Source organism: Mesorhizobium sp. M7A.F.Ca.MR.362.00.0.0 (assembly GCF_004023175.1).
Classification (GTDB): Bacteria; Pseudomonadota; Alphaproteobacteria; order Rhizobiales; family Rhizobiaceae; genus Mesorhizobium.
Genome location: NZ_RZTF01000282.1, coordinates 377 through 2,292, shown reverse-complemented (window position 1 = coordinate 2,292; position 1,916 = coordinate 377). Strand labels below are relative to the sequence as shown.

The 1,916-nt window shown below is 64.7% G+C and carries 2 protein-coding genes and 1 pseudogene; all 3 read right to left on the bottom strand.

From position 1 onward, the window contains the following. A pseudogene (locus EOC06_RS43565) lies at positions 1–409 on the bottom strand (ABC transporter permease); the annotation flags it as partial. Continuing rightward, complete coding sequence (locus EOC06_RS26575) at positions 406–1,164, bottom strand: ATP-binding cassette domain-containing protein (RefSeq protein ID WP_128309174.1); 759 nt, start codon at positions 1,162–1,164, stop codon at positions 406–408. The gene EOC06_RS26575 and the pseudogene EOC06_RS43565, both read right to left, overlap by 4 nt. Continuing rightward, the gene (locus EOC06_RS26570) at positions 1,157–1,894 is read right to left on the bottom strand and encodes an ATP-binding cassette domain-containing protein (RefSeq protein ID WP_127267483.1); all 738 of its coding nucleotides are present in this window, start codon (positions 1,892–1,894) and stop codon (positions 1,157–1,159) included. Before EOC06_RS26570 ends, EOC06_RS26575 begins: the two co-directional genes overlap by 8 nt. Positions 1,895–1,916 lie beyond the last annotated feature (22 nt).

Sequence of the window (1,916 nt, the reverse complement as noted above, 5' to 3'; positions counted from 1 at the left end):
GGATCAGATAGGTGCCGAGCGTGGCGACGATCGGCTGGATGCGCACGATTGTCGCGAGAAAGCCGTTCGCAGCACCGACCAGCGCGCCGACGAGCAACGCCGCCGGAACGAGCACCAGGGGTGATGAGATGCCGGCGCCGAGGAACAGCACCTGGATCGCCAAAGCGTTGATGAAGCCCATCAATGGCCCGACCGAGATGTCGATGCCGCCACGCCCGGCGAGGATGACAGGCGTGGACGCAATGGCCGCACCGATCAAGGGCGCCGCCAATCCGACCAGCGCGCCCCAGGAACCCGGCTGGAACCGCCCGGGGCTGAGGATGAGATTGACCGCGAGCAGCACGACCAGCAGCACGACCGCGAAGCCGAAATTTCGCCCAAGGGACAGGAGGCGCGCAACAGGGTTCATGCCGCACGTCCGAACATGGCTGATATCACGCTGTCGGTGGTCAGCGCGTCGCCAGAGATCTCGGCCGCGACTTCATTCTCACGAAACACCAGCACGCGCTGGCACAGGAGAAGAATCTCCTCGATTTCACTGGATAGGATGACGAGCCCCATGCCGTCGGACGCCAGCCCGCGAAACACGTCGTAGAGCACATGCCGCGTCGCCACGTCGACGCCACGCGTCGGATCGTTGAGGAGCAGGATCGCGGGCTCCAGCGCCAGCGCCCGCGCCAGCAGCACCTTCTGCTGGTTGCCGCCCGACAAAGTGGTGATCGGCGCATCGGGCCGGGGTGCGGCGATCGAGAGTTTTTCGCGATAGAGGTCGTAGCGCGCCTTGCGTGCCGACGGGCTGATTAGCCCGAGCCGCGTGTCGCGCGACAAGGTCGAGACGGCGAAATTGTCGAGCACCGACTGTGTCGGGAAAATGCCGTTGGCGCGTCGGTCGCGCGGCAAATAGGCGATGCCGCTGGCGACAGCCTTGCGAAACCCGGTAATCTTTCGGGAGGCATCTGATGAACCGAGTTCGATCGAGCCGCCATGGGACTGTTCCAGGCCGGCAAGCATCTTGAGAAACAGCTCCTGGCCATGACCATCGAGACCGGCAAGCCCGACGATCTCACCCGGAGCGATGGCCTGCGTGATCGGGCTGGCGCCGGGCGCGATGACGAGTTCGCGAACGGCAAGACCACCAAAATCGAGAGCAGTGCGATCAGCCATGCGCCAATTCCGCAGCGGTACGTGGCGCCATCGCCTTGAGAAGTTCCGCCGGCGTGGAAGCGCCGCGCTCTTCGGTGCGCACGACGCTGCCGCCCCGCAGGATCGAGATGCGGTCCGAAAGCGACATCACCTCATCCATGCGGTGGGTGATGAACAGGATCAGGCAGCCTTCGCCGGCAAGCGCACGCATCAACGAAAAAACCGATTCGCGGTCGGCGAAGTCGAGCGCGGCGGTGACCTCGTCGAGGATCAGGATCTTTGGGTTGCGCACGATCGCGCGGGCGAGAACGACCAATTGCTGCGCGGCAAGCGGCAGCAGGCCGGCTGGCTTGTCGAGGGGGACGTCGGTGACCGCGAAGCGCTTCAGCGCGGCTTCCGCCCGGTCACGGCGCTCATGGCGGGGAACGGCACGTCGGACCAGTCCGTCGAGGCCGAGCAGGATGTTGTCGGTTACGCTGCGGTCCGGAGCGATCAGCACCTCCTGGAATACCGTGGCGAAGCCTTGCGCCTGGAAGGCCGATGGATTGGCGCCAGGGAATGGCTTGCCGTGCAGCAGGATCACGCCGCTGTCCGGCTGGACGATGCCGGACAGCAGCTTGACCATGGTGCTCTTGCCCGAACCGTTCTCGCCCAGAATGGTGTGGATGGTCCCCGCCCGGAACGCGATCGATGCGTCCGCGAGCGCGATCGTCTCGCCATAGCGTTTGGATATGGTTTTGATTTCAAGCATGTCACAATTCGATGCTGGCAGG